The organism is Brevibacterium sp. ACRRH (genome assembly GCF_022346365.1).
GTDB lineage: Bacteria > Actinomycetota > Actinomycetes > Actinomycetales > Brevibacteriaceae > Brevibacterium > Brevibacterium paucivorans.
Genome location: NZ_JAKRMN010000022.1, coordinates 1 through 522, shown reverse-complemented (window position 1 = coordinate 522; position 522 = coordinate 1). Strand labels below are relative to the sequence as shown.

General features: G+C 51.9%; 1 rRNA gene. It reads right to left on the bottom strand.

Going from position 1 to position 522, the window contains the following annotated elements:
• Nucleotides 1-308 precede the first annotated feature (308 nt).
• A 16S ribosomal RNA gene (locus tag MHX53_RS11490) occupies nt 309-522 on the bottom strand; the annotation flags it as partial.

Below are 522 nucleotides of genomic sequence, written 5' to 3'. Positions count from 1 at the left end.
CTTAAAACGTGCAGCAAACCAGATAACACACAACAACAAACAATCACGACGATCATTCATCAGATGCTCGCGTCCACTATTCACAAACAAAAACAACAACAAGAAAGAACCACACAACAGTGCCTGTTCCCCCACAACCCAACAACGTGTTTACCCGCCTGCTGCATGCCCCATCCAAAGAGCACACAACACACGCACACAACACACCACACAGGCGCATCATGAGAGTTTTTGTGACGTTCCACCCAAAAATAAGCACCACACACAACGTATGGTTTACCCACCCAAACCGGGTGGTTGCTCCTTAGAAAGGAGGTGATCCAGCCGCACCTTCCGGTACGGCTACCTTGTTACGACTTAGTCCCAATCACCAGTCCCACCTTCGACGGCTCCCCCCACAAGGGTTAGGCCACCGGCTTCGGGTGTTACCGACTTTCGTGACTTGACGGGCGGTGTGTACAAGGCCCGGGAACGTATTCACCGCAGCATTGCTGATCTGCGATTACTAGCGACTCCGACTTC